Below are 26,919 nucleotides of genomic sequence, written 5' to 3' on the forward strand. Positions count from 1 at the left end.
GCAGAAATCCAAATGGCCGCGTCGACCGACGCGGAATGAGTCAATTCATCAACGCCACGCCTGCCTCGCCGGACGCGCAACGCTTACTTGGGTCCGGCGTACGCCTTGGCAACCAGGGGGCGTGTCGGCCGCGCGGCGGTCGGCGAGCGGGCTACCGCGGCGGTGCTTCGCAGGCCCGTCGCGTCACCTCGTGGCGGTAGTCGAACATCCGCTCCAGCTTGCGCCGGACGAAGAGGCCGCCGCCGAGCCGGCCGATCGCGCCGAGCGGGAGCTCGTACTCCACGCGGTCCGTGAGGTGGCAGCCGCCCGAGCCGTCGGGGTCCATGCGGTGCGTGTGCACCCAGCGCTTGAACGGCCCGCTGCGCTGCGTGTCCTGGAACATCCGGCCCCGCTCGTACTGCGTGTGCTCCGCGACCCAGCGCAGCGGGACGGGGCCGACGCGCGTCTCCACGACCACGCGCGCGCCGACGAGGATGCCGCCCGTCTTCTCCAGCACGCGCGCGTGCTCCCAGGGGGGCGTGAGGCGCTCGAGGGCGTCAGGCTCCTCGTGGAAGGCGAAGACCCGCTCGGGGGGCGCGGCGATGCGCGTGCGCTTCTCGAAGGTGGGCATGCGCGAGCATGGATCGCGTCACGCCGCTCTTCGAGGAGCGCACGCGCATCACCGCCGCTCCTGGCGGCCTATGGACGTGGCATCAGAACGCCCACGACCAGGTGATCGCGGCGGGCTCGGGGGGCGGGCCGGGCATCACGCCGGCCGCGTACCTGGCCTCGCTCGGCCGGATCGGGTGGACGGCCGCGATCGCGAAGCCCGTCACGTGGCCCAGGATCATGCCGGCGCCGACGTCCTGCCACGAGTGCGCGCCGGCGCCGATCCGCAGCGCCATCGTCACCACCGTGGCCGCCTCGGCGAGGGCGAGCGCGCCGAGGCGCGGCGCGGCGTCGCCGGTCGTGCGCAGCGCGAGGTTCAGGCGCGCGCCCGCGATGGCGGCCACCGGGGTCGTGTGACCCGAGGGGAAGGCGTCGAAATCGAGGTCGGTCTCGCCGCACCGATCGGTCCGCCACGAGCGCGGCCGGCACCGGCCCGACAGGCGCTTGATCACGTTCGATAGGCCGGTCGACAGCGCTACAGCCTCGACCTCGATGAGCGATGTCCTGAGCGCCCGCGCGTAGGGGCGGCGGATGCCGGCGCCCGCGAGGTAGCTGCCCTCGAGGGCGTACCCGCCGCCGAGGAGGAGCAGCGTGCCCGCCGCGGCGCCGGTGATGTCGCTGGCGAGGCCGATCGCGTCGTTGCGCTCCTCGCTCGAGGCGGCGCCCCACCCGGAGCGCCGCTGGGGGAGCAGGTACGTCGCGAGCGACGCCGTGCAGGCCGCGGCGAGGGCCGCCTCGCCGCCCGGCGCGCCGAACGCCCAGTCCGGGGCCGCCGGCCCCGCCTGCGCGGCGGCGGGCGCGCTCCACGCCAGCGCGCACGCGCAGGCGAGCGGCCCGGCGTACCTCACGGCTTCTTCGCTGCGGCGGGCGCGGCGGGCTTCGCAGCCTGGGGCGCGGCGGGCGCCGCCGGCTTGCCGGGCGCCGCCGGCTTGCTGGCCGCCGGTCCGGCCGCCACGCCTTTCGCCTTCTGCACGATGACCTCACCGAGCTGCAACGCCGAGAGCTGCTCTCCGACAGCGCCGGCGTCCCCCACCAGGACGACCCGGAGCTGCTCGGGCACGAGGTACTTCTGCGCGACCCGCTGCACGTCCGCGGGCGTGATCCGCTGGAGCCTCGCCGGTCGCGTCGCGTACTCGTCGAGCGGCAGCTCGTAGACCGCGAGGCCCGCCATCGTCGACGCTGTCGCGTCCGCCGTCTCGAAGCGCGCCGGCAGCTGGCGGATGAGGTTCGCCTTGGCGTCCGCGAGCTCCTCGTTCGTGACGGGCTCCCTCCGCATCCGGTCGATCTCCGCGAAGATCTCCCGCACGGCGGGGCCCGTGTTCTCCCGCACGATGGCGCCGCCCGCGGAGAACGGGCCCGCTCCGTGGCGCATGTCGAAGCCGGAGCGCGCGCCGTAGGTGTAGGCGTGCTTCTCGCGCAGGTTCAGGTTGAGCCGGCTCGAGAACTGCCCGCCGAGGAGGGTGTTCATCACGAGCAGCGCGTCGTAGTCCGCCGTCGCGCGCGGCACGCCCGGAAGCGCCACCGTCACGGTCGACTGCGTGAGCCCTGGCCTGTCGACGACGACGACGCGCGGCGCGCCCGCGGCGATCGCCGGCGGATCGGCGGGGATCGCCGCCTTCGCGGGGGCGGGCGGCGCAGAGGCCGGGCCCTTCCAGGCGCCGAAGACCCGCTCCACCTCCTTCACCGCGTCGGCCTTGGTGATGTCCCCGGCGATGGCGACGGTCGTCAGCTCCGGCCGGAACTGCGCGGCGTGGAACTTCGCCAGGGCGCCCACCGTGATCTTCTTCAGCGCCGCCTCGGTGCCGATCAGCGGCGCGCTGTACGGGTGGCCCTCGGGGTAGAGGACCTGGGCCTGGGCGATGGAGAGGAGCGACGCGGGGCGGTCGTTCATCTCGGCGAGCTGGGTGATGCGGCGCGACCGCTCGCGCTCGATCTCCGCCGGCGCGAAGGCCGGGTTCATGTACGCGTCGCCGAGCAGCGTGAGCATCTCCCCGAACCGCGGCGTCACGCTCTGGCCCTGCACGCCGCCGCCGTCGAAGCCGACCGCGGACGAGAAGCTCGCGCCGAGCTTGCCGAGCGCGTCGCTGAGCGAAAGCGCGCTGCGGGTCCTGGTGCCCTGCATGAGCATCGCGCCCGCGAACGCGCCGACGCCAGGCTCGGCCTGGTCGGCGCCGCGGACGGTCGTCACGTCCACGGCCACGATCGGCAGCTCGTGCCGCTCCACGACGAGGACGCGGATCCCGTTCGCGAGCTTCGCCTCCTCGATCCGCGGCGGCTGGAAGACCACCTCCGGCCCGGGGGGAGGCGGCGATTTGCGGAAGTCGTCCGCCGGGGCGGCGGCGGGCGGCGCCGCGGCGGGGGGCGGCGCGCCAGGGGGCGCGGGGGGCGGCGTCGACGTGACCGGAGCGCAGGCGGCGAGCGCCACGGCTGCGAGCGAGGCGGAGACGGTTCGTTTCATGCGCATGGGCTCAACCCCCCTTCGGCGCGGCCGGCCCGGCCGCAGGCTTGTCGACCGCGGGCTTGTCGCCAGCGGGCTTCATGATGGCCGGCGCGGCCGCCGGCTTGTCGGTCGCCGGCGCGGCCGCGGGCTTCGCGCCTGCCGGCGCGGCCGCGGGCGCCGCGACCGCGGGCTTCACGCTCGCCGCTGCCGACGGCGCCGCGGTGGTGGGCTTCGCGCCCGCCGCCGCGGGCGTCGCCGCCCCGCTCTGCTTCACGAGGCGCCCGGCCTTCGGGGCGCCCGGCTTCGGTGTGACGAGGGCGACTACGCGCCTGCCCTGGGGCAGGAGATCCGCGGTCGCCTTCTGCAGGTCGGCGGCGGTGGCCTTCTCGTACCTGGCCACGTCCTTCGGGAAGTACCCCGGATCGCCGGTGAGCTGGTTGTAGTTGTTGATGGCGTTCGCGCGGGCCGTCACCTGCTCCATGCTGAAGACCAGCTCCGAGAGCAGCTTGGCCTGGGCCCGGTCGTGCTCGTCCTTCGTCGGCGGCGCCTTGCGCAGCCGATCGAGCTCGGCGTCGATGAGCTTCAGGGCCTGCTCGGGCGACTTGCCCTTCTTCAGCGTCGCCGTGATCTGGAAGGTGCTGGCGAGCTGGCTCGATTGCTGGAACGCGAAGACGTCCTGCGCGATCTGGAGATCGTACACGAGCTTCTTGTAGAGGCGGCTCGTCTTGCCCGAGGCGAGGACGTTGGCGACGAGGTCGAGCTCGGCGTCGCCGGGCGCGAAGCTCGGCGGCGTCACCCAGCTGATCGTCACGCGGGGCAGCTCGACGTCCGCCTCGATGTCGAGGCGCTTCTCGGTCGCGAGGTCGCCGGGGTCGGGCTTCGTCGCCACGGGCGGCGGGGCGCCCTTCGCGATGGGGCCGAAGTACTTCTGGATGAGCTCCTTCGCCTTGCTCCGGTCGATGTCGCCCGCCACGACGAGGGTCGCGTTGTTGGGCACGTAGAACGTCCGGAAGAAGGCCTTCACGTCGTCCATCTGCGCCGCGTCGAGATCCTCGGGCGTGCCGATGGTCAGCAGGTGGTAGGGGTGGCTCTCCGGGAACAGGGCCGCGCGGAGGAACTGAGGCACGAGGCCGTAGGGCGCGTTCTCGTAGTTCTGGCGGCGCTCGTTCTTCACGACATTGCGCTGGCTCGTGAAGGTCGCGTCGTTCGCGTGGTCGAGCAGCCACCCCATCCGGTCGCTCTCCAGCCAGAGCACCAGCGCGAGCTCGTTGGCGGGGACGGTCTCGAAGTAGTTGGTGCGGTCGGTGTTCGTCGTCCCGTTGCGATCGCTCGCGCCGGCCCGCTCCAGGTACTTGAAGAACATGTCCTCGCCCACGTGCTTCGAGCCCTGGAACATGACGTGCTCGAACAGGTGCGCGAAGCCGTTCTTCCCCCGCGGCTCGTCCTTGGAGCCGACGTGGTACCAGACGTTGACGGCCACGACGGGCGTGCGGTGATCCTCGTGCAGGACCACCTCGAGCCCGTTCTCCAGCGTGTACTTCTCGACCGGGATCGCGACGCTCACGCTGCTCGCCGCCGCCGCGGGCGGAGCCGCCGGCGCGACCTGCGCCGCCGCCGCGGGCTGCGGCGCGGGCTTGGCCGCAGGTTGAGCCGCCGCAGGTTGAGCCGCCGCAGGCTGCGCCGGCGCTGCGGCCGGGGGCGCGGCGTAGGCGGGCAACGTCAGGCCGAGCGCGGCGACGAGCGCGCTGGACAGGGACGAGAGCGCCCGGAGGCGCGTCCGTTCGGACCGATGGTGGGCTCGCATGGGCGCGGTTTTAGCGCAGATTGCCCGACGTCGAGCGCAAACTTCGCTCGTGGAATGGGGGCGCGGCGCTGTACGTTCACGCCCGGCGCCGCGCCCCTGTCACTGGAATGGCGCGATGAAGAGCTGGTACGGCCCGAAATCCACCGGAGTACGCCCCTTCACGGTGATGGCGCCGAGGCTCCCTCCAGGTCGTGCCCCGTAAATCCGGGAGTTCACGCCCTCCCTCTCGCCCGCGCATGCGCTGAGCGGGCCGAAGCACTCGATGTTGATGGGATTGCATGCGTCGTCCGCGGTCTTGATCGTCATCGGGAAGTCGGTCAGGCCGCATGAGGACACAACGGTGGACATCCCCGGGCAGACCGGGACATAGAACGTCTGCTCAGGGCTGCTCGCGCCGCACAGGGAGCTGGGAGGGATCGGCGCCCCGGTGGTGTCGCCGCTGATGAGCCCGCTGCCCGGGATGACCCCGGCCCTCTCGCCGAGGCACGACGCGCGCTGGAACCTGAGGCGGACCGTGCCGCGCGCCTCGGGGTGCGCGGCCTTGACCACGACCGTGTAGGTCCCGGCCCGGAGCCTGGCCGCGAAGTGCGCGCCCGGCGCGGCGTCGCCGCAGCTGCTGGCCGCGCAGCCGACGGGGGGGCCGCCGCACCCGTCGCCCTCGAGCACCGCGAGCGCCGTGTCGACGTCCGACGCCAGGGTGCCGAGGTACACGACCTCGTCGGACGGGAGCGTGAACCGGAAGAACACCTCGCCGCCGCCGCCGCCGCCGCCGCACGGCAGCGCGACGTCGGAGGTGTTCCCGGCCGTGATCTCCGCCGCGTAATCCATCGAGCCCGCCAGCTCCCCCGGCGTCTCGCAGCTGTCGGCGCCCGGGATCGGCGCGCAGCCGTCGTCCGGGACGCCGTTGCAGTTCTCGTCGACCGCGTTGCCGCACACCTCGGGCACCGGGGAGGCGCACCCCTCGCCCTCGCAGCCGTCGTCGGGGAGCCCATCGCAGTCCTGGTCCACCGCGTCTCCGCAGATCTCGGGCTCGGGCTCGCAGGGCGCGAACGCCGGGACGTGGACGGGCACCTCGACCACGTTGTTCTCGATCGCTTGCTCGGCGATCGCGCCGATGGGGTTGACGGTGACGCGGAGGGTGTAGTCCCCCTCGGGCACGTCCGTCACGTCGACCCACTGGCACGGCGTGCCGACGTCGTAGGTGTCGGCCCACCCCGCGCTCAGGAAGTTGCACCCCATGCCTCCGGAGGTCGGGTAGCCGCGCGGCGCGGGGGACGAAGGGTCGAGGGGCTCCATGTCGACGAGGCAAAACGCCTGCTTGTGCCCCAGCGAGACGACCTCGCCCTCCGCGTCGACCAGCCGGTAATCGGCGAAGTCCAGGAAATGGAAGTGCTGGTGGCACTGCGCATACTCGAAGAGCGGGCTGCTCACCTCGGGGCCGGGGTCGAGGTGGCCGGGCCCTGCGTTCTCGACGCGCCCCTCGAACTCGAGGAGATGCCGCCGGCCCGGGCCGCCGATGCACCTTTCCATGAGCTCGCAGGCGTCTCTGGGGAACGTCTGGTACGAGAACCGGATCGTGTCGACGATGCGCTGCCTGTCCGGGCGCAGGTCGGGCACGATGCAGACGCCGGCCTCGCACGCGTGGCCGCTGGGGCAGCACGCGCCGCCGCAGATCGCGCCGTCGCAGGCGGGGTAATCGACCGGGAGGACGATCGTGTTGTTGTCGAAGCGCGCCTCGGCGACGGTCCTGTTCGGGTTCACGGTGATCTCGAGCTCGTAGAGCCCGGCCGGGACGCCGGTCACGTCGAGGGCGTTGCACGCCACGGTGCCGGGCTGCTCCACGTGCTCTCCCGGGCCGAGGCCCTGCGCGTCGCAGCCGTACTGGCCGCCTGGCATCGCGACGCAGCGCGCGTCGAGCTCGGCCTCGGCGACCACCGCGCCGCCCTGGCTGAGGCGCGCGCGGAAGAAGCGCGGGACGACGTAGCTGCCCTCGCAGAAGTTCGGCGCGAAGACGTCGCTCTCCGAGGGCACGCCGAGGTCGAGCGGAACGTCGCCGGCGTTCTCGAGCGAGACGTGGAAGCGCATGAGCGCCCGCCGGCCGCTCGCGCCGAAGCACCCATGCAGCAGCTCGCACGCGTCCTCGTCCACGCGGACCGTGGCGAACGTGACGGGCTCTCCTCGCTCCGGGGGCCCGAGCACGAGGTCCGCCGCCTCGCAGCCGCCGCGCACGCACGCGGCGCCGGGGCTGCAGCACGCCGCGTCGCCGCAGGCGCGCGCCCCGTCGCACGCGGCGGCGCAGCCCGACGGCCTGCCCTCGGCGTCGATCTGACACCGCGCGCCCCCGGGACACACGATGTCCGAGCCGGGGCAACGGACGCTCCCGGACGCACCGCCGCCGCCTGCCGCGCTCGAGGGCGGCTCGGTCGGCCCGTCATCGCCGCATGCGGCGGCCGCCAGGAGCCATGACCCCATCAACAGCGCTTCGACGACGTTCTTCATGTGCACCCTGGTCAGCAGTAGCAGACGAGCCGCGCGGGCCGGAAGGCGTGTGCCGCTCCGGCAGGCCGTCAGGCAAGCTGCGTATCGTAAGGGGGCGCGCGGGGAGAAATCGTACGGTCGAGCGGGGGGCGCAGGATTTCGACCGGTCAGGGGCTCGGTAACGTCACCGGAATGGACGCGGGGGCGATGCCGAAGCCTCTCACGAACATGAGCTGCGCGGCGCTCGCTGGGTCGGATGAGCTCCAGTCTCCCAGGAGGACAGCGGCATACCAGTTCGTTGGCAGGGTTCTCGCAACGCTCCGGATGGCGTCGGCGGATCCGGCCGGTCGAACTCCTAACCATTGCTGGTCGGCGGCGCGCGGCGGCACGAAATCGACGCCGGTAGTGGCGCTCGCTGACGCGTACGCGACGTCGGTGTGCACGGGCGTGAAGGTGTCGCCTCGGGTCCCGTCTGCGTTGACCGACCAGTAGCCGAGATCCACCGAGGGCGCTGTGGCCGAGGCGTTGATCAACAGGACGCGAGGGGTGGTGAACGTCCCGGTCAGGTCCGGCTGAACCCTCCACAGCTTGAGCTGCAGCGCCTTATCGCCCGTCCCTCCGGTGGTGCCGAGCAGGCCTCCCAGGTAGATCGTGCCGGGGTCCAGTGGGCCCGTCCGCTGACCGTCGACCACCACGGTGTCACCCGCGCCTCCCTCGCCGGTACCGGGCGCGACGAGCGAGAGCGTCGACTCCCCCGGCAGCAGATCGGTGTACGTCGGCACCTGCGCATACTTCAGGTTGATGGCGATCCTCTCCGTGCCCGAATACACCGCGAGGGACGATGGCGTGGGCGGCGGCGACGCATGGAAGAGGTAGACGAGCGGATCCCGCCTGACGAAGACGGCAGGCGAGTCGTCCCCCGCCGGGACGACGAGCAGGCCGTGTGCGCGCGCGTCGTTGGCGACGCGGGTCGGCTCCCCGGTCTCGACGACGAAGTACGATCGCCCGCCGATGAGCGATGCCGCGGCGAGCGAGAACGGCGCCTGACCCGTCGGACCGAAGGACCTCGACGCGGTGACCGTGATCGACCGGGTCGACAGGGGCACGAGCAGGCCTTCTGGAGCGCTGGCGGTGAACCAGTCGAGGGCCGCGGCGGCCGTGGCGCTCCGGTCGATGTAGAACGATTTCGGATTCCACAAGTTGGAGTCGGCGTTCACGAAGCGCAACGCGACCTCGCTGCATGAAGGCGTCGTGAACTTCTCTTCTTCGATGAGAAGCCGCGGCTTGCTGGTGGTGGACGTCGTGCCCAGGATCCCGATGGCCACGATCGTGTAGCGCGCCCCAGGGGCGACCGTCAGCGGATCCGCCGAGATCGTGAGCGCATCGCCTGCGCCACCGGTTCCATCATCGCTCCGTGCCGAGAAGGTGATCGCGCCCGCCGTCACTTTGGCGTACTTCGTGACCGACGCGGCGACCCTGCTGGGCGACACTGCCTCGATGTCGGGTACCGACGCCCCGTTCACGTAGAGGCGGAGCGCAGGCGGATCGCCGGCCCCTACCGGGGTGTTCACGCGATTTGGCAAAAGGGCGTTGATGAACCGGACCTTGGGTTCAGGGTCGGTGTCCGGCGGCAGGCCACACTCCTCCGGATCGCCGCCGCCCGTGCCGCCGGCGCCGCCCGCGTCGCCGCTGCCGCCCGTGGTGCCGGCGCTACCTGCGCCGCCGCTGCCGCCCGTGCCGCCGGCGCCGCCCGCCTCGCCGCCGCCCGTGTCACCGCCGCCGCCCGTGCCGCCCGTGCCACCCGCGTCGCCGCCGCCGGCGCCGCCAGCACCGCCCGTACCGCCGGCGCCGCCAGCACCGCCCGTACCGCCGGCGCCGCCAGAGCTACCGCCCGACGACGTGCTGGCGCTGGCGCTCGTGGTTCCACCTCCGCCTTGCCCCGACTGTGATGAGGTACCGTCGTCCCCGCAAGCGCTCGTGAAGATCGAGAGCCGGGCCAGCGCACCCACCATGATCAGCCATCGTTGACGCATCTTCATCGTAACACATCTCCGTGCAGCGCGTCGCACGCGCCAGAACGATTCACTACCTCGGGAACTTCAGCTCGCAGGCGTCACGCGGAACCGCGATGACTCCCTTTGTCAGCTCGTCACGCATGTAGATGTAGGCCATCACGCCGGCGTTGAAGACAGCTCTCCGGAGCCATGCATCGACCTCCGGCGAGCTCGCGTCCGCGGCGCGGAGCCCATCCGTGAGAGGATTCCTGAGCGTGCACACGTCCCTCCACATGGGCACGCCGAACTCCGGCGCCACCGCATTGCTCAGGATGCTATTCCAGTTTCCGCTCGCCGCCGCGGCGTCATAGCGGGCTCCGTATCGATGAGCATCGGTGCGGAGCTCATCGCAGGCGGCGCGCGCGACGCCGAGCATGTTCGCCCTCGATCGCTTGAAGGTGGCCTTCGCGGTCTCCAGATCGAGCGGGATCGGCACCGCGGTCACTATCCGATTGTTCACGAAGACATTGAAGAAGGTCCTTTCCTCCTCCGGGGTACGGCCGAACGAGATGGTGGTCCCCCCGGTCGCCATCCAGACGAGGTACTTCGCCGCCCCGTCGGGGCCGAGGTCGTCCTCCCCGGCGTCGGGGCCATGGAACGTGGCGAGGTTCTCGTTGGGCGCCCAGCGCGGGCCGAAGAGCCCGTCCACGAAGCTCGCCACCCTCGCCCCCGAGGTCGCGCGGAGCGCCCTGGCCGCGCCGGTCTGGGCGTCACCATAGATCCCATGGCAGTTCGCGCAGACACCGGCGTAGATATGCTCCCCCGGGTTGGCCCAGTAGATCGCGCTCCACGGCTGGCGCGGCCTCCCGGTCCCCGGATTGATCATCCACTGCTCCACTGTCTCGGGCTCTGGCGCATCCCCCGGGAACGCGCAGCGTGGGACGAAGAACCCCTGAGCGTAGACCTTCTTCGCCAGCGCCTCGTGCTCGCTCGTCACCTCCTCCGCGCGGATCCAGTCGTCGAGCTTCGTCTTCCAGTCGATGTTGCGCGGGACATAGGGATAGCGCTCGGTCGTGTCCTCGAGCACCCACCCGATGGCGCGATGTTGCTCGCAGTCGTGAAGGGCGCGCGCCTCCGCGGCGTCCGCCGCGCGAACGGCGAGCTCGATCGCCTCCGGATCCTCCGGCGCCTCCTGTCCCCCGCGCTCGTAATCGCGCGGCACCGACGCCCACCAGCGCGCCACGAGGACCGGCAGGCGGCAGTCCACAGACGCCGTATGCATCGGCATGTGGAGATTGAAGAATGAGCCCAACTCCTCGTTGGGCACGGGCAGGCCGAATTCACGGAGAGTCCACGCTCCCGTGGGCAGGACGACCCGACGGTAGATCCCCCCGCCGGGCACGGAGTTCTGGATGGCGAGCTCATCGAAGGGTGTGGGCATCGAAGGAAAGTAGGACAGCCCGTCCGAGCCCATGGTATCCATGTGAAACCCGAAGACGCTTCCGCCAGGCGACATGTCCAGGCCTCGCAGCGTCGCCTTGCTCGCCACCGCATAGCCGCGCGGGTTATGGCAATGGGCGCAGTTGCCCGCCATGTAGGCCTGCATGTTCAGCTCGTCGGCGTTGCGCGGCCGGCGGGGCAGCGCAGACTCCTCCAGCTTGGGGAAGGCGTCGGGCGTGAGGGTCGCCGACGTGCCGCGCACGACGCCGTACGCGAGGAGACGCTCGAGCTGATTGAGCTCATCGGCGAGCACGTCCGGCGTGTAGACGCCGCCTTCCCCTTTGGGTCGCTTGTGGAGCTGGAAGGGCGTGATGCCGAGGACGAAGCTTTCGCTCTCCGAGCCCGAGTGGCACGCCACGCATCGCGTCGCGCCGGGCACGGCGTAGCTCTGCAGTGCGCCGGTGGTCTCGTCGGCCGTGTAAGGGCGGACGTAGTCGGGGAACGGCTCGCCGTTCAGGTAGAGCTCCCTGCTGTCCGGTGATGCCGGATCGAGCCCGGTTCCGAGGAGCTTCGCGCTCGTCTCCTCCGCGTTCCACACGTACGTGCCGAAGATCGCGTCCTCGGGCTGCTCGCGCGTCACGATGATGCGCGTCTCCATCTTGCGGTATCGCGTGACGCCGTCGGGCTCGACCACGGCCCTGAAGAAGGTCTTGTAGAGGCGGGTGTTCGGGGGGACGCGGAGGCGCTTCGCGTCCGGGTCGTACGTGATGGCCTGTCCCGCCGGGAGGTGCACGAAGCGCAGCTTCGCCGCGTCGTCCGACCAGAGAGGGTAGGTCGGCGCGTAGGCGAGCGTCCCCCTGCGCGCGAGCACCTCGGCGTCCAGCGAGACGAAATCGGTCTCCGACAGCTTGACCGGGAGGTCCTCGAACGATCGCGTCGCGGCGAAGCGCTCGTCCGCCTCCTCGTCTCGGCCGACGATGTCGGCGTCGGGGATGCAGCTCCCGAGCTCCGTCAGCGCATCGCCGATCTCGCGCGGGGTCACGAAATCTACGTCGGGATCGACGTGTATATCGCCCTTCGGGAGGACGTACGTGCCGGCGGGGCACCCCTGCTCGATCCACGCCTGCACCCGCCGGCCGAGCGCCTCTTGCCCGCCGATCTTGTAGGGCATTTCCCCGCTGAGCATGACGTCAACGGGCGTCTTGCCGCTCTTGCCGCGCGCGTCGCACAGGTTTTCCGGGGTGCCCGTGTAGGAGAAATCTCCTTGCTCTGCCGGGGCCTTGTGGCAGTTGCCACATTGAATCTCGATCTCCCCCGAGAGGTTGCTGAAGGTATCGAGGGCATCTTCGACCGTCGCCGAGTGGCGCTGAGGGATCGGTTCGTGCGATCGGACCGGGGTGCACGGGCGCGGTTGCGGGCCCCCCCCGTCACCGCCGCTGCCGCCGCCTCCGCTGTTATCGCCGCCCGCGACCCCGCCGCTACCGCCGGCCCCGCCGCCTCGGCCGCCCGCGACCCCGCCGCTGCCGCCGGTACCGCCGCTGGTAGCGCCGCCGCCGCTCGTGCCCTCCGGGGGCTCACCGGTGTCGTCACCTCCGCAGCCGTACCCGGCCAGGGACACGACCCCGAGCAGCAGCACCACCGACCTCATCGTCATCCAACACCGACCTTGACCCATCGCTGCCAACTCCCCGGGCTCGCAGCGGCGAACCCCCTACAGTCGCGGCGGCCGAAATGCCACCGGTGAGCTCCTGGAACAACCGTGAATGCCGGTTGTCACGGGCCCGTGACGCCATTGCGGTCCCACCGACGTAGATGATTGCGCCTTCATTGACTTACGCGCCGCCGAAAGAACCAGCCGGCCCATCTCGTTCATGTCATCTCCATCGTTCAAAGCGACGGTGCGCCGAGAGCTTGTCATCTCCGGTCAGGCTGAGAGTGAGGTGATTGAGCGGCTGTACGACGTCAAAGGCGAGCCGAGCAACGCTGCTCGCCGACCAGGGATGCTACTGGCACACGGCGATCCCCAGCCGGCGGCAAGGACGACGCGTTCAACTCATGAAATCCGGCGCACGGCGCGGTGCTCCGCGAGCACGCCGCGACCGGCGAGCTGCCAGGACAACAGGAGGAGATGAATCAGGGGCAGGAGCAGTCGAGCGGCTGGTGGCCCCCGAGGTCCGGATCCGTGCACGCGATGAAGTCGTTCTCCTCCAGAATCTCCTCGAACCTCAAGGCATCGGTGTTGAAGGCCCAGTCCAGGAAGGCATCCTCGAGGCTGTCGCGGCTTCCGTTGCCCTCATTGACATACAGGAAGCGCGACAACGGGTACGACCCCGAGCGGATATTGCTCTCGGTCGGTGCCACGGTGTTGACATTGAGCGAATGGTTCTCGCCCGAAATGTGCGCCGCGAGGCCGGCGTACGCGACCACATCGGCCTTGAGCGCGGCGATCCAGCCCAGGCACTCGGTGGCCGTGTCGGCGATCAGGCAGGGCGTGGACGAGGACCGCGTGCCCCCGTACGCCACGAGCGACGACGAGTGCGGGGTCCCCACCGTTCCCGCCGGATCGGTCGTGAGCCGCGGCCCGGCGAGCGCGTCGTCGGTGACGGCCTTGACGCCGGAGCAGAAGGTGGTGCAGCCAACGAGGGCCTTGAACACTTCGGTCGTGCCCGAAACGTCGTCGCGGCGATAGAAATTGATGGTGTTCCCGGAGTTCGACGCGCCCGTGGTGAACTCGCCCCACGTGTCGAAATTGCCGCAGGTGGTGGCGTCGCCGGCGCCGTTGCCGCAGAACCCGCCCTTCACGTTGGCGAGGGCCACGTTGGAAGCGGTCTCGGGGTAATCCACCCAGAGAGCGACGCCGTCCTTCGCGACGCAATGGCTTGCCTCGCCGGACTGGGGACTGTTCAGGGCCCGGGACATCGGGGCGATCGTCTGATCCTTGCTCCCGTTGCAATACGTATTGCCGCCATAAACCACCGGTTGGCCGCGCATGCACTTCTCGCCATTGCCCGACCCGGTGCCGAGGTAGGTGAGGGGCACCCCCGACTCGGTGATCGCCTGCGTCATCACGTTGTGCAGCGTGTCCGATCCGAAGATGCCATTGGAGAAGGTCGGACCGTTGTTCAGCGCCTGCTCCGACTCGCCAAGGACCACGGCCTCGTCCGTGCTGCTCACGGCGCACGCCGCGAGGCCGAGGACCGAGAGCGCCGAAAGAACCAGCTTGCCCATCTTGTTCATGTTCATCTCCATCGTTCAGAGTGACGGTGCTCTCGTGCACCTCGATCATCTCGGTGCACGGCGCCCATCTATCAAGCCAACAACGCAGCGAAGGCCGCCTGGCCGCCGAAGCGCTCGCCGGCAGGCGGTCAAGTCTCTATCTCTCGCGACGCGTGCCGCTCAGTGAGTGGTCACCGTGCGGATCTTGCCGAGGCGACTCCCCTGCCGCTCCGTGAACCAGATGTCGAGGAGGCTGCACCCCCGGAGCGACGGGAGCAGCGTGATTCCGAACGGGCGAGAGTTGGCGAGCGGGAGATCGAACTCGGTGACGACGCCGCTCGTGGTGACGCGTCCGATCTTGTTCGCGAACTGATCCGTGTACCAGAGATTGCCGTCCAGCCCGAGGGTGATGTTCGAGGGGGAGCGGTTCGGCGCAGGAAGCGCGAACTCCGTCACGGTCCCGCTGGTATCGATCTTCGCGATCTTGCCCGTCATGGTGAACCAGATTTGGAGGTCGGGCCCGAGCGTCATCGCGTTGGGGGTCACGGACGAGGGCGGCAGCGGGTACTCGGTCACGGTCCCGGACGTGCTGATCCGCGCGATCTTGTTCGCGAACGACTCCGCGACCCAGAGATTGCCATCGACTCCAGCCGCGATCCCGCGCGGTTGGCTGTTGACGGTCGGGAGCGCGAACTCGGTGATCTCCCCGGCCGGCGTGATGCGTCCGACCTTGTTGCGGAGGGTCTCGGTGAACCACACGTTCCCGTCGAACCCCAGCGTTATCGCGGACGGGAGCGAGTTGCTCGTCGGGATAGCGTACTCGGTCACGACGCCGCGCTTCGTGATCGCCCCGATCTGGTTTCTCGCTGAATCGGTGAACCAGATCCGGCCATCCGGACCGAGGGTGATGGCGAGCGGGTTCGCGTTGGCCGCGAGCGGGTACTCGGTCACGTTGCCGCTGTAATCCGCGGCTGCAATCTTCTTGGCGGTGGGCTCGGTGAACCAGACGCGTCCGTCAGGGCCGAAGGTCATGGCCCCCGGCGTGGCGCCCGAAGGAATGGCGTACTCTGTGATGTCTCCCGCGGACGCCGCCGGGCAATGCCCGGCGCTCGCGTGCTCCGCCTGCGCCATGAGGGCGGCGCCGACCATCATCGACAAGGCAACAATCGACTTCTTCTTCATTTTATTATCTATCAGGGTTTGAGGTTGAGAGCGTCTCGCGAGATCTCCTGTTACGAATCTGTGGATGCCGCGGCTGCGCCGCGCGCCGGCGTTGCTCGTCGAGAGCGGCGCTACGCGCGCTCTCGACCGCTGCCTCTTCGCGCTCACGCTCGTCAGCGGTCCGTCACGATCCCGCTCGGCGCCCCGTTCTGAACTGCGTCGGCAAACTGCGTGCACACACGGTGCTTCCCCCATTCCCTCCCCGGAACCGGATTCCGTCCTGTATCGATTCGCACCTGTTTGCTCGTAGAACGAGCCACATGGCCACGGAGGAAATTACGTTCCGCGCGTATATGGAGTGTCGGCGCCAGGCGCGCGCGATGAGAACGCAACGCCGGGACCGCGCGCCGGCCGGACACGCCAAACAGGTTGATTGAACGGCCATGGCTGCATGGAGACGATGGCCGGACCCATTCGGGTCACCGCACGGTCGCGAGATGCCGCCGCGGCGCTGCCGGACGGCGGAGCGAGGACGAGCAGCGCTCGTGTCTCTGCTGGTCACCCAGCGTCAGAATGCAATGGTGACGCGCTCGAACGCTCGCGCATTTGCGCGATTTGGGCGCGTCGATGCAATCGAGACCCACACGTCATAGCTCGCTATGCGGGGGGACGGTCGCCTTGCCCCCCGGCGGCTTCGTGTGGGCCGGACTATAGTAGGTGCGATGACGAAATGCGCGAAGTTTGTGTTACGTATTACCGACGTGTGTCCTGTGATGGCGTGATCCTGTTGTCCTCGATCGACGAGCGGATGCATTCGAGAACGATTCGGACGTCAGCTGTGCGACGGTCCTGTGCCGGAACGGTAGAACGCCAGCACCCGATACTGCCGCTCCTGCGAGAGCAGGGGTCGCGCCTTCAGGCAGCTGCGCCCGAGACGGGGAGGCCAGGGCGCGCGGCCGCCGGCTGCCGGCCTCTGGCCCCGCGGCGGGCGGCCGGCGGCAGCAAGTTTCTCGTCGGCATCCGGAGGTCGTGTACTCTCGCCGACATGGCCCCCGTCGTCGTCATCACCGGTGCATCCAGCGGAATCGGTCGATCGCTCGCGTTCTCCTGGGCGAAGCGCGGCGCGCGCGTGGTGCTGAGCGCGCGCGGGCGAGACGCGCTCGAGGCGGTCGCCTCGGAGGTGCGCGCGGCGGGCGGCGACGCCCTCGCGGTGGCCGGCGACGTGACCGTCGAGGAGGACCGCAAGGCGCTCTGCGAGCGGGCGCTCGGCGCGTACGGCCGGCTGGACGTGCTGGTGAACAACGCCGGGCGCGGCTATTACACGCCGTCGATCGAGATCGATCCCGCCGAGCTCGAGGCGCTCTACCGGCTGAACGTCGTCGCCCCCGTGCGCCTCGCGCAGCTCGCGATCGAGCCCCTCGCGGCCACGAAGGGCACCCTCGTCATGGTCTCCTCGATCGCGGGGCTCGTCGCGGCGCCGCGGATGGGCCCGTACGCCTCGTCGAAGTTCGCGCTGGAGGCGCTCGCGATGTCGCTCCGCGCGGAGCTCTCGTCGCGCGGCGTGCGCGTGCTCGTGGTGCGGCCGGGGCCGGTCGAGACCCCGTTCCACGCGAACGCCGTCGTGACCGACGACAACGTCGGCTACCGCCCGCCCGGCCACAAGAAGCAGAGCCCGGACGAGGTCGCCGAGATGATCGTGCGCGCCGTCGATGCGGGCCGCGACGTCCTGGAGACGAGCCTGTTCGTGAAGACCGCGAGCCTCGCCGCCCGCGTGGCGCCTGGCCCCATGCGCTGGCTCTCGCGGCGGATGGCGCGCCGGTCGGGGTTCTGAGCGGAGCGCGCCCTCAGAGCGAGCGCAGGAAGGCGACCACCGCGTCGCGATCTCCCGCGGGGAGCGCCATGAAGCGCTGCTTCGCGGCGTCCGCCTCGCCGCCGTGCCACAGGATCGCCTCGACGACGTTCCGCGCGCGGCCGTCGTGCAGCAGCTGGGTGTGGCCGTTCACGGCCTCGAGCAGCCCGATGCCCCACAGCGGCGGCGTCCGCCACTCGCGCGGCCCCGCGAGGTGGTCGCTCGTGGACGTGTCCGCGAGCTCTTCTCCCATGTCGTGCAGGAGCAGATCGCTGAAGGGCTGGATGCGCTGATCCCGCAGCTCGACGAGCGGGTGGCGGCTCCCCGTCTTCATCGAGGGGACATGGCAGCTCGCGCACCCTGCCTGGCTGAACAGCGCCTCTCCGCGCTGGACGGCCGGGTCCGCCGTGTCGCGGCGCGGCGGCACGCCCAGCATGCGCATGTAGACGGCGAGCCTGTCGAGATCCTCGTCGGAGAGCTCGGGATCTCCGCGCGTGCCGGCCTGGCAACCCGTCTGCGCTTCGCCGCACTCCTCGACAGGGAACAGGCTCGTCGTCACGCCCATGTCCGCCACCAGCGCGTCGGCGACCTGGTGGGGCACGCTCACCTTGCTCGCCTTCCAGCCGAAGCGCCCTATCCGCGTCACCCCCGAGACCGGATCCGGGATCAGGTTCGGACGGCCCGAGATACCGTCCTGATTGCAGTCCATCCCGTCGGCGCGCTCGAGCACCGCGTCCTCTGCGATCGCCTCGAGGAGGCCCATGCCCACGATCGGGCGCGCGACGCGGACCGAGTAGCGCGCGATCGGCCCTGCGGAGAGCCCGTCGAAGCGGAACGCGGGCTTTCGCAGGACGTACGGCGTGCCATCGGGGAACTGCCCGGGCTGCTCGATGTAGGCCACGGTGGCCGTGCCCTCGCTTTCGCCCCCGCCCTGCACCTTGTCCTGCAGCTGCCGGCCATAGCTCGGGTCGGCGATGGGTCCGCCGTCCGCGTTCGCGCCCGCGCCGAACAGCTTCACGACGGCGGTCTCCATCACCTCGCCGGGCTCGGGCGGGGCGCCGCGACCGTTGTTGATATGGCAGCTCACGCACGCCGCCTGGTTCGAGAGCGGCCCCGCCTTGCCGGCGTGCTCGTCGAAGACGGGGTTACCGCCCTCGCTGTGCTCGCCGGTGGCAAAATCCGTATGGAACAGGCGGCGCCCCTCGAGGAAGGGCTGGATCGAGCTCTCCTGGATGTTGAGCGCCATCTGCTCGTAATAGAGATGAGGCTCCTCGTAGATGTACGGTATCGTCCCGTCGCCGCCCGACAGGGCCGCCTCGTTCGGCTCGTTGAACGGCGTCAGCTCGCCGCTGCCGACGCGGTAGCGGAACGTGTCGCTGTAGTAGCTCGTCCTCCCCTCGACGGTGCCCGCGTCAAGGAACACCCCGAACTCGAACTCCAGCAGATCTCCCGCGCGGATCTCCCTGCTGTCCCTGGCGTTGCGATCGACGACGAACTCCCAGTGGGTGTTCGTGATGCGCTCCATGCCGTTGTTCGAGTCGAACACGTTGCCCTCGCCCGAGTACCAGCAGCGGAAATTGATGGTCTGGTTGAGCGATGCGTTTGCGTTGGGGAGCCAGGTGAACTTGACGGTGCTTTCGCCCGCCGGGATCGTGTCCTCGACGATGAACTTGTAGCTTCGGTTCTCGAAATAGCGCGGCTGGTACGGGCTGAACTCTTCCTCTTTCTCGTGGCGCCCGCGCACGCGCCCTGCGGCCTCGAGCGTGATCGTCCCATCGGCGGCCGTCGTGGTGATCGGCTTTCCCGCCGTGGCCGAGGGGAACAGCGGGGAGATCTCGCCGTCCACGCCGGAGCACTCGCCGGGATCGACCTCGCCGCCGTCGCAGGCCGGCGCGGGCGGCGCGCCCGCAGAGAAATAAGCGAAGATCGCCTCGATGTCGGCCGTCGCGATCTGCTGCTCGCCGAAGGCCGGCATGGGCACGTCCCCCGTGCGCCCCGCGCGCACCTGCGCCGTGAACTCCTCCAGGGGGCCGTCGAAGGCGAACAGATCGGGGAACCCGCCGGTCGGCTTGCCGTGGGCGCTATGGCAGCCGCCGCAGTTCAGCGCGAACGCCTGCGGCAGCGCTGGCCCGTCGCTCGTCTCCTCGCACGGCGGCGCGCCTTCCGGACCACCCCCGCCGCCCGGCGAGGGCGACTCCGGCGAAGGCGACCCCTGTGAGGGAGACGCGGGCGACGGGTCGCTCGAGCACCCGAGCTCTGCGGTGCAGGTCACGAGCAGCCCGAGCGCGACATGGAGACCCCCGGACACCAACCGACGTGAGCGGCTTTCGAACATCGCGTTTCGACCTCCGGTGTGAGCCCATCCATCGAGACCGTGAACCGCAGAGCTACCGCAGGATCTCCTCGAGGAGCGCGTTCGGCACGCCGCGGCGATCCTCGCCGAACGAGGCGACGCCGAGGTCGTAGTACTGGTTCATGATGGTGAACCACAGATCGCGGAGCTGGCGATCCTGGCCGAGGGGGCCATACGCGACGTGCGCGTCGTTCAGGAAAACGCCGTCGCCGCCCAGGAGGACGATGGGCAGATCGTACGCGTCGTGGTCGTGCGTACGCATCTCGCTCATGTAGACCATCACCGAGTGATCGAGCACCGTTCCATCCCCCTCGGGGATCGCGTCGAGCCGCTGCGCGAGCTGCGCCGTCTTCTGGCCGAGCCAGCAGTTGATCGCCGCGAAATCGAGGTTGCTCTGCTCGACGACCGCGTAGCGGCCGCCCTCGTCCGTTGCGCCCAGGTTGCCGGGGCCGTGCTGGCAGGAGTGATAATGGAGGCTGCTGCCCTCCCTGTACTCGAGGCCCACCTTCGCGCGGACGTCGGCCGGGATGCACCGGTACTCGAACTCGGAGCGCGCGTCGTCGAGCATGTGGGTGATCACGCGCGTCACGTCGCATTGAATGGCCATGACGATGAGATCGATCATGACGTTCGCGTGATCGTCGTGTTTGTACTCGCCGGCATCCGTGCTGTCGTTCTCGTTGAGCCCCTCCTGCTGCCCCGGCGGCTCGGGGACCACGCCGGGCTCGCCGATCGGGCTGCAGCCGAGGCTCGACGGCGTCATCGTCGACTGGACGCGGGTCACGTTCTTCTCGGTCTCTCGCAGGGCGTCCAGGTACTGCTGGACGATCTTGCGATCGTCCGAGCCTACCTTGCCCATGAGCGAGTTCGCGTCCGCGAGCACCGCGTCGATGACGCTCTTCTCGGTCGCCGCGCGGCGCTCCGCCTCGATCCTGGCCTGCTCGTCGGTCTGCCCTGGCACGGGGGGCGCGCTCGCGGCGCCCGCGTTGATGAGCGCGTCGAACACCGCCTTCGGGTTGACCGAGCGCTTCAGCGGCTCGCGCGGGCTCTTCCAGGAGACGGCCTGATTGTAGGCGTAGCTGCGCCCGTCGAAGAATCCGGGCTTCACCCCGAGCCCCGTCTGCAGCGACGGGATGCGGGTCGCCTGCTCCGGGCCTGCCTTCTGCACGATGAGCTGGTCGACCGAGACGCCGTTGCCCACCCACTCTCCGAGGTCCTGCCCCGCGGCCCTCCCGAGCTCATCGGCGTCCACGCAGGTCGACAGCGCGGCCATGCAGCGCGAGTGGGACGGCTCGATGAACGCGCTCTGCTCCTTGCTCCACGTGTGGTTACCGAGGCGGCTTATCATGAGCATCTTCGACTTCACCGGCGCGAAGTGCTCGAGCACCCTCGGCAGCTTGAAATCGGCGCCCTTCAGCGTCTTGCCGAACGCGGGCGCCGTCTCCCACCAGTGGTGGGGCGCCCCGTTCGGGAAGGTGCAGAGCAAGAAGCGCTTCGGCGTGCCGGGCTCCCCCGCCCGCGCCCTGCGCGGCGCGAGGCTCTCGAGAAACGGCAGCGCCAGGCAGACGCCCGCGCCGCGCAACAGGTTCCTGCGTGTCATTCCGCGTTTCATGTGCGCATCGCTCCTTCGTGCCTGGTTCCGTGCGGAAACAGCGCCTGCGGCCTCACTTCGCCCCGCGGCCTCACTTCGCCCCGACCTTTGCTGGACGGAGGCGGAACGCCTCGCTGGTCACCACCTGCTTCACCAGATCCGCGATCGTCCCCTTCTCCCAGCGCGCGGCGATCTCCTTGAGCGCGTCCCTGTCGCCGCCGACCGGGCGCCGGCGCAACGCATAGGTGAAGAGCTGCTCGGAGGGGCAGATCCCCAGCTGGGGGTCCTTCTGGAGCTCCGGGATGAGCCCCGAGATGTCCTGGAACGCCGCGCCCCCGTACTCGCCTGTCGCGTCTACCGCGTCGCCGTTCGGGTACGCGGTCCGGTAGGCGCCTATCGCATCGAAGTTCTCGAGGCTCAGCCCGATGGGATCGAGGACATCGTGGCAGCCCGCGCAGTCGGGCGACTCGCGGTGCTTCTCGAGCTTCTCGCGGACGTTGTCGACGGTGCCCGTGTCGCCTCCCGCGGCCTCGAGCTCCGGGATATCCACGCCGGGGGGAGGGGCCAGCTCGGCGCAGTAGAGCTGCGCCAGGATCGTCTTCGCGCGGGACGTGGGGGAGGTCCGATCGGCGCGGGAAGACAGCGTGAGGAACGCGGGGAGCGTGAGGAACCCGGCGCGCCCGGCCTCGGGGTCGTTCGCGTAGAGCGGCGCGAGCAGCGGGCTCTCGGGGTGGGGCGCCGTGAGGAACTCGGACCACGGCCGCTCGCCGGTCGTGAAGCCGGTGAAATAGGCGTTGGCCTGGTCGATCATCGCGCCCTTCATCTCGTCGTTCCAGCCCGGGAACAGCGCTGTGTCGACGCTGTGGCTCGGGAGCGTGCGGGTCCCGAGCCACTGCCCGAAGAAGTTCTGGAAGAACGCGGCGCTCTTCGGGTCGGCCAGCATGCGGTCCACCTGCTCCCGGAGCTCGTCCTCGGTGGCCAGCGCATCACCCTCTGCGGCGTCGAAGAGCTCCTCGTCCGGGAGCGAGCTCCAGAGGAGGTACGAGAGGCGCGACGCGATCTCATGGCCGCCGAGGGCGCCCGGCGATCGCCTCGAGTCGGGGCCGACCTCGATCCGCAGGAAGAAATTCGGAGACGTCAGCAGGGTCCGGACGACGTGCTGCACCGCCTCGACGGGGGACATTTCGAGGGTGGTGCGCGCGTCGTCGTACTGCGCCGCGTACCGGTCGACCTCCGCCGCCTCGAGCGGGCGCCGGAAGGCGCGCAGCCCGAAGCGCTCGATGATCTCGCGCGCGCACGCGTCGTCCGCGCCCGCGCCCTCCGCCGGGTCGCACACGAGGATCTGGGCGCGCTGCGCCTCGTTCGAGAACGCGTCGGCCGAAAGCTTCTTGGCGGCGTCGTAATACCCCTGGACGAGCACCTGCGAGAGGCTCGAGAGCGCGCTGGCGTTCGCGTCGAAGCCCTTCGCGCCGGAGGCCGGGAACCCGTCCGCCGGCCGCAGGCGCGTGCCCAGGAGGTGGGCGACCGTGCTATTGTACTCCGATGCTGTCATGTGGTGCAAAGGCATCCCGCCTGGCGCGACGACGGCGTCGTCTCCAGGGTCCTGTCCCGGAGCGTCATCACCTCCGAGGATGCCAGTGCACGAGATGCTCAAGAGACATCCCCCGGCGGCGAGCCAGGGACCTGCGAACACTCGGTCAAGTCGGCACATCATGGTCGGCTCCCGCGTGTGGAATCAGCACTCTCCCCCTCGTCGCCGGGGCGCGCGCCTTTCGTGATCGAATCGACCGCACACCCGCGCTAGGATCAGCCTGTGTCGTGCGCGCGGAAGACTACGATGATGGTGCTGCTCCTCGGCCTGTCCGGATGTGGGGCAGATATGGATATTGCGGTGGGTCGTATGACTCCGACGTCGGTTGTGGGCGGCGGCGGGGAAGGTGGTCGTGGCAGCGGGGAAGGGGGGCGTGGTGGTGGGGCGCCGAGCGGCGGTGAGGCGGGAAGCGGCGGCGAGGCGGGCGGCGGCGGTGAGGCGGGAAGCGGCGGGGAAGGGGGCGGCGGCGCGGCCCCCTGCGATGCGCTGCCGTCGCTGGCTCATCGGTACTCGTTCGACGGGGTGGGGGCGGTCGTCGCCGATACGGTCGGCGGCGCCGACGGCGAGATCTTCGGCGGCGCGAGCCTCGACGGCGGAGGGGTGCTCACCCTCGACGGAGAGGACGACTACGTCGAGCTGCCCGCGGGGCTCCTCGCGGGGCTCCGCGACGTCACCGTCATGGTCTGGGTCGCCCGCAACGGCGGAGGGGCGTACCTGCGCGTCGTCGACTTCGGCATCGGCAGCACGGGTGAGGATCCCGTCGAAGGCGACTCGAGCGTGGGGCGGTCCTACCTCGTCATCACCCCCTCGACGGGCTTCGACCCGCCGGGTATCGCCGCGCTCGCGAGCGACAGCGGCGCCGCGGGTCAGGTGCAGGTGACCACCGCGCCCACGCTCGAGAATGCCGAGATCCATCAGCTCGCCGCCGTCTTCGACGGCGGGGCGGGGACCCTTTCGCTTTACCTCGACGGTGCGCTCCTCGGCAGCACGCCGGTCGGCTTTCCGCTCTCGGCGATCCAGGACGCGAACAACTGGCTCGGGCGGTCCCAGTTCGATCAGGATCCGTATTTCGGAGGGCGTTACGACGAGCTGCGCCTCTACCGCGGGGCGCTGGCCGGCTGCGCGATCGAGGCCGCGTGGCGCGCCGGCCCGGAGTCGCCCTGAGGCTCAGAAGGCCAGCGCGAGGCCGAGGCGCGCGCTGAGGCCCGCGGCCGGCGGGCGGTAGACGACGCCGTCGAGGTTCTCGACGACGAAGCGGGGCCGCCTCAGCGGGACGACGGCGTGCAGCGCGCCCTCGACGCTCACGGGAGCGGCGATGCGCCACTCGAGCAGCGTCCCGAGCCCGGCCGCGAAGATCGGCGTCGTGAGGGTGAAGGGCTCATCGACGTCCCGCCCCCTGGAGCGGAGCCAGTGCTGGCGGCCGAGCGCGCAGACGTAGACGCGGATGGGGCGATCGAGCGGGAGCGCGCACGCGTCGACCTCGAGGAACCAGAGCCGGAACTCGGCGCCTGCAGCCAGCCCCGCGATGTGGCTCGAGCTCGACGGCACCACGCCGGCCGCGCCGTCCGCGCGGAACCAGCCGCTGCGGATCCCGCCGCCCGCGGCGAGCCCGACGCCGATCGTCGGCACGAGCGCCTGCTCGATCTGCGCGCTCACCCAGAGCGCTCCCTCCACGTCGCGCTCGGTCGCAGTGGACGGCCGCGCTGCCGCGGGCGGTCGGCGGCGCGGCGCGGGAGGCGGCGGGCGCGGCGCGCTGACGGCAGGGGCGGCGACCGCCTGGGGCGGCGCGGGCTGCGCGGCGGCGCTCCGCGCGACCGCGTCGGGATCGATCGACATCGCGACGATCAGCGCCGCTGCCCGCGACATGGACGCGCAGTCGTCGCCACGGATCACCCGCTCGCCCGGCGCCGGCGCGCGGATGCGCAGATCGAGCCGGTAGCGCTCGTTGCGCTGGCGAGCGATCGCGATCTCGACCTCGATCGGCTGGCGCTGCTCCGACGCTCCCAGCAGCCGGGCGATCTCGCTCCGGACCTCGTCGACCGGCGGGCACCCCGCCGGCGCTTCCCAGCGGAGATCGATGGTGCGCGGCTCGGCGGGCGCCGCGAGCGCGCGCGCGGGCAGGAGCCCTGCCGCGACGATCAGCGCCGGAAGGATCGACGGCGCATGCGCCCACCTCGAGACGTGCACCCGCGCACTCTACTCCTCCTGTTCCTCCTGTTCCTCCTGTCCGCACGCGGCGCGCACGCGCGTCGCGAGCGGCGAGCCCGGGCTCTTCGCGAGCAGCCTCGCCGCGATCGCCCTGCCGGACGGCGCGCGGCCGGAGCGGCAGAGCGCGATCGCGCGCGACGCCTCGCGCTCGGTCGAGAGCACGCCCCTCGGGTACCGGCTGGCGTGCTCGTCGAGCTTCGAGAGCGCCTGCGCGAACTGGCCCGCCTGCAGCGCCTGCTGCGCGTCGCGGAGCAGCGCGATCTCCGCGTCGAGCCCCTCGGAGCCCTGCTTCGCGGCGGCCGCCGCCCGGGGCGCGCGCGACGCCGTCGTGCGCGCCGCGGCGGTTGCCGGGGGCGCGGCGCTCGGCTCGGCGGGCGCGCTGGACGCCTCGGGAGCGCCGGCCTCGCTGGAGGCGCTCGCCTCGGCGGGCGCAGGCGTCCCGTCGACCGGGGCGCTGGAGGGCGCGGCGGCGCGCGCCGCTCGGGGCGCCTCGGCCGCGCCCGCCGCCTCCTCCTGCGCGCGTCGCGCATCGGGCGCCTCGCCCGGCGTCGGGAAGTAGAGCGCGGCCCCCGTCGCGAGGCCCACGATCAGCGCCGCCAGCCCGATCTTCATCGGGGCGCCGAGCAGCGTGATGGCCGCGCCTTGTGCGACCGCGGTGCTCGCGCTCGCGGCCATGCTCGCGGCGGCGGGGCCGACCGCGTGCGCGGCCGCGCCGGCGCTCGCGGAGCCGGCGGCTCCGGCGCTCTCGGCGCTCACGGCCACGGCCGTGGCCGTGGCCGCCGTCCCTGCGAGGCCGAGCCTCGCCCACACGGCCGCGCGCGTCCGGCGTCTGTCGTCGTCGGTCGGCTCGTCCTCGTCACGAAGGGCGTTCAGGAGCGCTCGCTCCCCGGCCCCCAGCTCATCCATTGCGGCCTCCTCGGATCCTGGCGTGGTGGCGGTGCACCGCGTCGGAAAACGCCTGTCGAGCGGCCCTCAGCCGCGCATACACGGTGTTGACGTTCACCCCGATGCCCCGCGCGATCTCCGCCGCCGGCATCTCTTCCAGCTCGGCGAGGAGGAGCACCACGCGCTTCTCCTCGTCGAGCGACGAGAGCAGCTCGTGCGCGACGCGCGCGGCCTCCGCCCTCGTCATGGCCTCGTAGGGGCTGAGGTTGCTCGGCCCGGCGAGCAGCTCGGGATCCACGGTCTCTCCTGTCCCGCGGTGGGCGGGGCTCTTGCGGCGCAGCGATCTCCGGTGCGTCTGCACGACGTTCACGACGATCCCGAAGACCCACGTCTTCAGCGACGAGCGGCCCAGGAACTCCGGGAGCCGCCGGTGCACGACGACGAACACCTCCTGGCACACGTCCTCGTGCGCCGAGGCGTCCACGCCGAGCCGGCGCACGGTCCGCCAGACGAAGGGGAACATCTCCTCGTACACCTCGGCGAAGTCGAGCGGCGCGGCCTGCACGCCGGCCGCGGGGACGGCGGCCACCGCGCCGGCGGGCGGAGGCGTCGACGGAGCGACCGCCGCGCGGGCCGTCACGGGCTGCGCTCCTCCTCGTAGGGCCGCGAGACGTGGAGCTCGCCGAGCGCGGTGAGCTCGGCGCTCGCGCCGAGCAGGTCGACGTTGGAGATCGCGTCGGTCCGCCCGGAGAACCAGGCGTACCGGAAGACGTCGGGGTCCGATTCGAGGAGTGGCACCGCTTCTCGCATGGTCGCCGCCTGCGCTTCGAGCGACCGCTCCGCGCCGTCGCCGCACGAGAGCTCGGTCGGCCAGATCGGGCGCTCGTCGCGTTCGAGCTCGCCGAGGTACCCCTCGAGCGCCGGCCGGCCGCAAGCGTACCAGTCAGCGCTGCCGCCGTCGCCAGCGCCGCCGCCCCCTGTACCGGGGGTGTGCCCCGCTTCGCCGCCGGTGCCGCCGGGGTCCACGGGGCCGGCGGCGCCCTCACCCGCGCCGCTCGCCCCATGGATATTTCCAGTGCCGCCGCCCGCGGTCGCCTCCGGGGGGAGCGTTTCCTCCACGCAAGCCGCGGAGAAGAGGATCCCGGGCAGGGGGCGGATACCGCAGCGGAGGGCTTGGCGAGCTCGGCGCATGGATCGAGGGGCTGGTGACCGGAGCCGCCGCGTTCCGTGAAGGAAAGTGGAGGGACGGGGGGCGACGTTC

The 26,919-nt window shown here is 71.0% G+C and carries 18 protein-coding genes; 2 read left to right on the forward strand and 16 right to left on the reverse strand.

The annotated features are described in order from the left end of the window. Positions 1-151 precede the first annotated feature (151 nt). The 9 genes from WMF44_RS07205 to WMF44_RS07245 form a co-directional block, all read right to left on the reverse strand. Positions 152-610 carry an SRPBCC family protein gene (locus WMF44_RS07205; protein WP_437298385.1) on the reverse strand — a complete coding sequence of 153 codons (459 nt, stop codon included), beginning with the start codon at positions 608-610 and terminating at the stop codon, positions 152-154. Positions 611-692: 82 nt separating this feature from the next. Then, positions 693-1,496 carry a phosphatase PAP2 family protein gene (locus tag WMF44_RS07210; RefSeq protein WP_437298386.1) on the reverse strand — a complete coding sequence of 268 codons (804 nt, stop codon included), beginning with the start codon at positions 1,494-1,496 and terminating at the stop codon, positions 693-695. Continuing rightward, positions 1,493-3,112 (reverse strand): M16 family metallopeptidase, encoded by a 1,620-nt coding sequence (locus WMF44_RS07215; RefSeq protein WP_437298387.1) that lies wholly within the window; start codon positions 3,110-3,112, stop codon positions 1,493-1,495. The genes WMF44_RS07210 and WMF44_RS07215 overlap by 4 nt, the downstream gene beginning before the upstream one ends. 4 nt (positions 3,113-3,116) lie before the next feature. After that, on the reverse strand, positions 3,117-4,892 hold the full coding sequence (locus WMF44_RS07220; RefSeq protein ID WP_437298388.1) for a M16 family metallopeptidase: 1,776 nt from the start codon (positions 4,890-4,892) through the stop codon (positions 3,117-3,119). 99 nt (positions 4,893-4,991) lie between these two features. Further along, positions 4,992-7,391 (reverse strand): lysyl oxidase family protein, encoded by a 2,400-nt coding sequence (locus WMF44_RS07225; RefSeq protein WP_437298389.1) that lies wholly within the window; start codon positions 7,389-7,391, stop codon positions 4,992-4,994. A gap of 146 nt (positions 7,392-7,537) precedes the next feature. After that, positions 7,538-9,409 (reverse strand): DUF4397 domain-containing protein, encoded by a 1,872-nt coding sequence (locus tag WMF44_RS07230; RefSeq protein WP_437298390.1) that lies wholly within the window; start codon positions 9,407-9,409, stop codon positions 7,538-7,540. A gap of 46 nt (positions 9,410-9,455) precedes the next feature. Beyond that, positions 9,456-12,458, reverse strand: coding sequence for a hypothetical protein (locus tag WMF44_RS07235; protein ID WP_437298391.1), 3,003 nt, complete (start codon positions 12,456-12,458; stop codon positions 9,456-9,458). Between the two features lie 479 nt (positions 12,459-12,937). Then, positions 12,938-14,041 carry a PstS family phosphate ABC transporter substrate-binding protein gene (locus tag WMF44_RS07240; protein WP_437298392.1) on the reverse strand — a complete coding sequence of 368 codons (1,104 nt, stop codon included), beginning with the start codon at positions 14,039-14,041 and terminating at the stop codon, positions 12,938-12,940. Between the two features lie 159 nt (positions 14,042-14,200). Beyond that, positions 14,201-15,202 carry a Vgb family protein gene (locus WMF44_RS07245; protein WP_437298393.1) on the reverse strand — a complete coding sequence of 334 codons (1,002 nt, stop codon included), beginning with the start codon at positions 15,200-15,202 and terminating at the stop codon, positions 14,201-14,203. Between the two features lie 1,024 nt (positions 15,203-16,226). On the opposite strand from WMF44_RS07245, the gene WMF44_RS07250 reads away from it, so the two are divergent. Further along, positions 16,227-17,012 (forward strand): SDR family NAD(P)-dependent oxidoreductase, encoded by a 786-nt coding sequence (locus WMF44_RS07250; protein WP_437298394.1) that lies wholly within the window; start codon positions 16,227-16,229, stop codon positions 17,010-17,012. A 13-nt stretch (positions 17,013-17,025) separates the two neighbouring features. Here WMF44_RS07250 and WMF44_RS07255 read toward each other — a convergent pair whose 3' ends face one another. The 3 genes from WMF44_RS07255 to WMF44_RS07265 all read right to left on the reverse strand — a co-directional run bounded on the left by WMF44_RS07255 (position 17,026) and on the right by WMF44_RS07265 (position 22,526). Then, a complete protein-coding gene (locus WMF44_RS07255) occupies positions 17,026-19,338 on the reverse strand; it encodes a di-heme oxidoredictase family protein (RefSeq protein WP_437298395.1) in 2,313 nt (770 codons plus the stop codon). 79 nt (positions 19,339-19,417) lie between these two features. After that, the gene (locus tag WMF44_RS07260) at positions 19,418-20,995 is read right to left on the reverse strand and encodes a DUF1552 domain-containing protein (RefSeq protein ID WP_437298396.1); all 1,578 of its coding nucleotides are present in this window, start codon (positions 20,993-20,995) and stop codon (positions 19,418-19,420) included. A 70-nt stretch (positions 20,996-21,065) separates the two neighbouring features. Continuing rightward, the gene (locus WMF44_RS07265; RefSeq protein WP_437298397.1) at positions 21,066-22,526 is read right to left on the reverse strand and encodes a DUF1592 domain-containing protein; all 1,461 of its coding nucleotides are present in this window, start codon (positions 22,524-22,526) and stop codon (positions 21,066-21,068) included. A gap of 348 nt (positions 22,527-22,874) precedes the next feature. On the opposite strand from WMF44_RS07265, the gene WMF44_RS07270 reads away from it, so the two are divergent. Next, entirely contained in the window at positions 22,875-23,729 is an 855-nt protein-coding gene (locus tag WMF44_RS07270; protein WP_437298398.1) for a LamG domain-containing protein, read from the forward strand. A 3-nt stretch (positions 23,730-23,732) separates the two neighbouring features. Here WMF44_RS07270 and WMF44_RS07275 read toward each other — a convergent pair whose 3' ends face one another. From WMF44_RS07275 to WMF44_RS07290, 4 genes are read right to left on the reverse strand one after another with little or no spacing between them, the layout of a single operon-like run. Further along, positions 23,733-24,752, reverse strand: coding sequence for a hypothetical protein (locus tag WMF44_RS07275; RefSeq protein ID WP_437298399.1), 1,020 nt, complete (start codon positions 24,750-24,752; stop codon positions 23,733-23,735). A gap of 9 nt (positions 24,753-24,761) precedes the next feature. Then, positions 24,762-25,679 (reverse strand): hypothetical protein, encoded by a 918-nt coding sequence (locus WMF44_RS07280; RefSeq protein ID WP_437298400.1) that lies wholly within the window; start codon positions 25,677-25,679, stop codon positions 24,762-24,764. Further along, on the reverse strand, positions 25,672-26,298 hold the full coding sequence (locus WMF44_RS07285; protein WP_437298401.1) for an RNA polymerase sigma factor: 627 nt from the start codon (positions 26,296-26,298) through the stop codon (positions 25,672-25,674). The genes WMF44_RS07280 and WMF44_RS07285 overlap by 8 nt, the downstream gene beginning before the upstream one ends. Then, a complete protein-coding gene (locus WMF44_RS07290) occupies positions 26,295-26,849 on the reverse strand; it encodes a glycosyl hydrolase (protein ID WP_437298402.1) in 555 nt (184 codons plus the stop codon). Before WMF44_RS07290 ends, WMF44_RS07285 begins: the two co-directional genes overlap by 4 nt. Positions 26,850-26,919: the final 70 nt, after the last annotated feature.

It is taken from the genome of Sorangium sp. So ce426 (assembly GCF_051475585.1).
Lineage (GTDB): Bacteria > Myxococcota_A > Polyangia > Polyangiales > Polyangiaceae > Sorangium > Sorangium cellulosum_B.